This window comes from Neoroseomonas rubea, from assembly GCF_016106015.1.
In the GTDB taxonomy this organism is placed as follows: domain Bacteria; phylum Pseudomonadota; class Alphaproteobacteria; order Acetobacterales; family Acetobacteraceae; genus Neoroseomonas; species Neoroseomonas rubea.
This window is the reverse complement of the sequence record NZ_JACADQ010000335.1, coordinates 1-4,592: the sequence shown is the minus strand read 5'-3', so window position 1 is coordinate 4,592 and position 4,592 is coordinate 1. Positions and strand designations below refer to the sequence as shown.

The 4,592-nt window shown below is 74.2% G+C and carries 4 protein-coding genes; 1 reads left to right on the top strand and 3 read right to left on the bottom strand.

Annotated features, from left to right (window positions below; all coding sequences use genetic code 11):
* Both HW577_RS21130 and HW577_RS21125 read right to left on the bottom strand, forming a co-directional pair.
* Positions 1-676 (bottom strand): hypothetical protein (locus tag HW577_RS21130; protein ID WP_419956601.1); only part of this gene is annotated, 676 nt, incomplete at its 3' end.
* Positions 677-685: 9 nt separating this feature from the next.
* A complete protein-coding gene (locus tag HW577_RS21125; protein ID WP_198378097.1) occupies positions 686-2,572 on the bottom strand; it encodes an autotransporter assembly complex protein TamA in 1,887 nt (628 codons plus the stop codon).
* Between HW577_RS21125 and HW577_RS21120 the strand changes: the two genes are divergently transcribed.
* Complete coding sequence (locus tag HW577_RS21120) at positions 2,571-3,722, top strand: amidohydrolase (RefSeq protein ID WP_198378096.1); 1,152 nt, start codon at positions 2,571-2,573, stop codon at positions 3,720-3,722. The two genes, HW577_RS21125 and HW577_RS21120, sit on opposite strands and share 2 nt — an antisense overlap.
* 269 nt (positions 3,723-3,991) lie before the next feature.
* Here HW577_RS21120 and HW577_RS21115 read toward each other — a convergent pair whose 3' ends face one another.
* Positions 3,992-4,342 (bottom strand): hypothetical protein, encoded by a 351-nt coding sequence (locus tag HW577_RS21115; protein WP_198378095.1) that lies wholly within the window; start codon positions 4,340-4,342, stop codon positions 3,992-3,994.
* Between the last annotated feature and the right edge of the window lie 250 nt (positions 4,343-4,592).

Below are 4,592 nucleotides of genomic sequence, written 5' to 3'. Positions count from 1 at the left end.
CGTGTGCTCTTCGGACCTCGAGCGCGGTCGCGAGCAGGCCGCCCGGCGGCTCCGTCGCCTCGATGCGCGCCGAAAGCCGGTCGGCGCCCGGCGCGAGGTCCAGCGCGATGCGCGCCTCAGCCGGGGCGTCGAGCCGGCGCAGGTCGATCCGTGCCGAGAGCGCCCCGGCGGCGAGCGCCGCTTCGCCCTGTACGGCGAGCGCGACATCCATCCCCGCCACCGCGGCGCCGAGCTCGATGCGCTCCACCGCGAGCCGATCGAGCCGCAGCGTGACGGGCAGGTCGGGCAGGGCGGGGATCAGCGGCGCGTCCGGATCGGGCGGTGGGGGCGGCGCACCCTCGGCGGGCGGGACGCGGTGCAGCGCGATCCGCCGCGCGGTCAGCGCGGTGACGCGCACCTCCCGCCCCAGCAGCGCCATCAGGTCGAGTGTGACCGCGGCATCCTCCAGCACGACCCACGCGCCCGCATCGTCGGACATGGACAGCCGCGCGACGGCAAGCCGCGCGGGCAGCGGGCCGGCCAGGCCCTCGATCCGCAGCCCGGGTACGGCATCCGCGGCCAGCCGCGCGATGGTCGCGCGCCCGCTTTCGCCATTCGCCCAGAGCAGCCCGCCCGTGACGAGCACGAGCAGCAGCACCGGCAGCGCCAGCAGGCTCAGCCCGGTGATACGGATCATGCGGCGCATTCAGAAGGCCTGCCCGATGCCGACATAGAGCCCATAGGCCGGGTCGCCCCGCTGCCGGTTCAGCGGTACGCCGACATCGACGCGGATCGGCCCGATCGCCGTCAGGTAGCGCAGCCCCGCGCCGACGCCGACGCGCAGGTCGCCGCTGCCGGGGAAACTGTCCTCCCCCACGCTGCCGGCCTCGACGAAGGCGACCGCGCCCCAGGGGCCGGAGATGCGCTGGCGCCATTCGGCGCCGAGTTCGAGCAGGCTCGCCCCGCCGAGCGGCCGGTTGCCCGCATCGCGCGGCCCGATCGACTGGTAGGTGAAGCCGCGCACGGACCCGCCGCCGCCCGAATAGAAGCGCTTGTCGAGCGTGATCTCGTCCCGCGTCGCGCCCACCGTCGCGCCGAGGGCCGCGCGCAGCGCGAGCACGCCGCGCGCATCGCCCGTCAGGTCGAGATAGGTGCTGCCGCTGGCATAGAGCCGCGTGAAGGTCGTGCCGTCCTGGATCGAGTAGAAGGGCGTGGCCGTCACCGCCGCGCGGATGCCGCGCGTGGGATCGAGCGGGCTTTCCGTGTCGTCCCACCGCAGCCCCGTCACGAAGCCGACGAGCGAGAAATCCTCGAGGTCGCCGTAGCGGCCGATGCGTCCGGCCTCGTAGAGCGGCCCGGCCTGCACCGCGAGCCGCTCCGACAGCGAACGCTCCGCGAGCGCGGACGCCAGGACGGCGTCGCGGTCATAGGCTTCGAGCCTTTCGCGCACCGCGCCCAGGCGCACGGTCAGCCGCGCATCCTGGCGCCAGATCTCGGGCGTGGTGAGCGTCGCGAAGGCCCGGTAGGTCGAATTGTCCAGGCCGGAGGAGCCGAGCCGGGCGGCTTCCGCCTCCAGCCGCAGCCGCTCCGCGCCGCCGAACAGGTTGCGGTGTTCCCAATAGACGCTGACCGCGGCGCCGTAGTTGGTCTCGTAGGCGATGCTCGCGCCCAGCGCGCGGCGCGGCCGTTCGGAAACCCGGAAGGTCACGGGCAGGCGGCCATCCGGCGTCAGCGCCGTGCCCGGTTCCGCCCGCACGCTCTCGAAGACGCCGAGCGCCATCAGCGCGCGGCGGCCGCGTTCGAGCGTCGCGGGCGCATAGTCCCGCCCGTCGATCCTTCGCGCGGCGGTGCGCCGGAGCAGCCCGTCATCCACGCGCTGCTGGCCGACCACCTCCGGCGTGGCGAAGCGGGCGCGCGGGCCCGGGGCGATCCGCCAGGCGACATCGAGCGTGCGGCGGTCATGATCCACCCACACCTCCCGCCCCGCGACGCTCGCAAGCGGGTGGCCCGCACGGCGCAGCGCATCGATGATGGCGCCTTCGGCATCCAACACGGCGGCCACCCGGGCGGGATCGCCTTCCGCGATGCCGGCGGATGCCATCGCCGCGCGCAGGGCGGGCGCGGAGTCGACCGGTTCCGCCGCCGCCTCCACGCGCCCGATGCGGTATTGCGGGCCGGGGGAGAGGGTGAAGCGCACCGGCACGGGCTCCCGCGCGGCGGCGAGCAGGGCGGGCAGGGCCGGGTCGTCGGGCGGGCGGCCGGCGATGGTCGCGGCGACGGATCCGCCCCAATGGCCGTCGGCGCGCAGCACCTCCATCAGCCGCGGCAGGTCGGCGCGCACGCGCGCGATCAGGCCGAAGGCGTCGGTCGGTGCTGACTCGCGAAGACGAATCGTCTGTGCGACCGCGGTGGCGGTGGCGGCGAGCGACTCGGCGCCCTCGGGCGAGACCTCGGCGGCATAGGGGATGCCGGGTTCGGGCGCCGGCTCGGCCTCCTGCCCGCGGCCAGGCGCGGCCGCCATCAGCCAGGCGGCCAGGGCGGCGCCGTGGGCGATGGTGCGTTTGCGCGGGCGGGGATAGGCTCGAAGGGTCATGCACAACGATCTCGCCTCGACCCTTACCGCTTGGCGTCGCCATCTGCACGCCAACCCCGGCCTTACCCTCCATGAAGGCGAGACCGCCGCCTTCGTCGCCGCCCGCCTTCGGGAGATGGGCGTCACCGACATCGCGACGAATGTCGGCGGGCATGGCGTGGTCGCGACGCTGTCGCGCGGCGGCGGCAACCGCGCCGTCGGCCTGCGCGGCGACATGGACGCGCTGCCGATCCAGGAACAGAACGACGACATCGCCTGGCGCTCCACCGTGCCCGGTGTGATGCATGCCTGCGGGCATGACGGGCATACCACGGCGCTGCTCGGCGCGGCGAAGGTGCTGCTCGACGATCCGTCCTGGACCGGAACGGTGCGGCTGGTGTTCCAGCCCGCGGAGGAAGGCGGCGGCGGCGCGAAGGCCATGATCGCCGACGGGCTGTTCAAGCGCTTCCCGATGGAGCGCATCTTCGGCTGGCACAACTGGCCCGGCCTGCCCGCGGGCACCGTCGCGGTGCATGACCGCGCGGTGATGGCGGCCGGCGCGCGCTTCCAGATCGTGTTCGACGGCCATGCCGGCCATGCTGCGCTGCCGCATCTGACGCGCGACCCGATGGTCGCGGCGGGACACGCGATCGTCGCCATCCAGTCCATCGTCGCGCGCAACCTCGATCCGCTCGCGGGCGGGGTGGTCAGCGTGACCGTGGTGGAAGGTGGCGAGGCGCAGAACCAGATCACCGCGCGCGTGACGCTCAAGGGCACCGCGCGCTGGCTGCGCGACCAGGACCGGGAGACGATCGAGGGCGGCCTGTCGCGCGTGGCCCACGGCATCGCCGCGACCTTCGGCGTGAAGGCCGACTTCTCCTTCCGCGCCGGTGTCATGGTCACGGCGAACACGCCGGCTGAGCGCGACCTCGCCGCCGTCGCCGCCGAGGCTGTGACGGAGCTGCGCCGCGACATCGACCCCGCCATGACGGGCGAGGATTTCGCCTGGTACCTGACCGAGGTGCCGGGCGCCTTCGTCTGGATCGGCAACGGCCCGGCCGAGAACGGGCGCGAACTCCATCACCCGCGCTACGACTTCAACGACGAGATCCTGCCAGTGGCGTCGAAGTTCCTCGCCGAGGTGGCGAAGCGGGCGCTGGCCGGGGCCTGAGGCCCGCGGCTGGTCGATTGTCGCGCGGCAGGCTTTGCGGCCGGCCACGCGCAGCGAAGCGGCGAGGACCCGTCGCAAGCTGGGCGGCGAGATCGGCAGGCTTGAGCCCGACGCGCGGGGGCAGGCCCGGTCGCCTTCCGCGCGCCTACGCGATCCCCCTTCGATTCCATGCCGAAGGTCTGGACGATGAATCGCCGCGCGGCCGGTGTTCGACCGGTCACGCAGCGCGCGGTCGCCCCGCCGGCGCCGCGCGCCTGCTGCGCCCGACCTCAGCCCTCCCGCGTGCGCCGGCGCGACGTGGTCTCGGAGCGATGCGGCTCCTCCTGCTCCTCGGCCGCCGCCACGGGCGCGCCCATCCGGACGAAGCTCTGCATGAAGCGCAGCGTCGCCTCGGAATAGGCCTGGGTCGCTTCCGTCACCCAGCGCGTCTGGATCATCGTGAGATCCGAAATGCTGTCGCAGCAGCCCGCTTCCTGCAGCGTGCGGGCGTCGGCGCGCAGGCGCTCGGCCATGAAGTCCATCGTCTCGCGCATCCAGGTCGCGGCCAGGCGCGGCATGGCGTCGGCGGAAGGCAGGCCCGCGACCGGCGCCGTCGCGCCCTGCGTGGTGAAGATTTCCATGCTCTCTCCCTCCATCCTGTCGGGCCGCACCGCATCGCCGCATGGGCGAGGCGGACGGGGGGGCGGACCATGCCGCGCGTGCTGCCGAGGCGCACTGATCGAGATCAGTCCGTGCGTGGCGTGGCTGCGGCCGGCGCTTCGCGCGCCATGCGAGCCAGCGCTCGCACGCCGCTGGCACGCCGGCATAGCTTCCGCGCGCCGGATGCCGGCAGGCGGCGTTTGCGGCCCCGGGCGCCCGCGCCGGCCACGC

Bases quoted from the DNA above. Each gene is read 5' to 3' on its own strand.
- HW577_RS21120 (WP_198378096.1), top strand. From the start codon at position 2,571: ATGCACAACGATCTCGCCTCGACCCTTACCGCTTGGCGTCGCCATCTG.
- HW577_RS21125 (WP_198378097.1), bottom strand. From the start codon at position 2,572: ATGACCCTTCGAGCCTATCCCCGCCCGCGCAAACGCACCATCGCCCAC.
- HW577_RS21115 (WP_198378095.1), bottom strand. From the start codon at position 4,342: ATGGAAATCTTCACCACGCAGGGCGCGACGGCGCCGGTCGCGGGCCTG.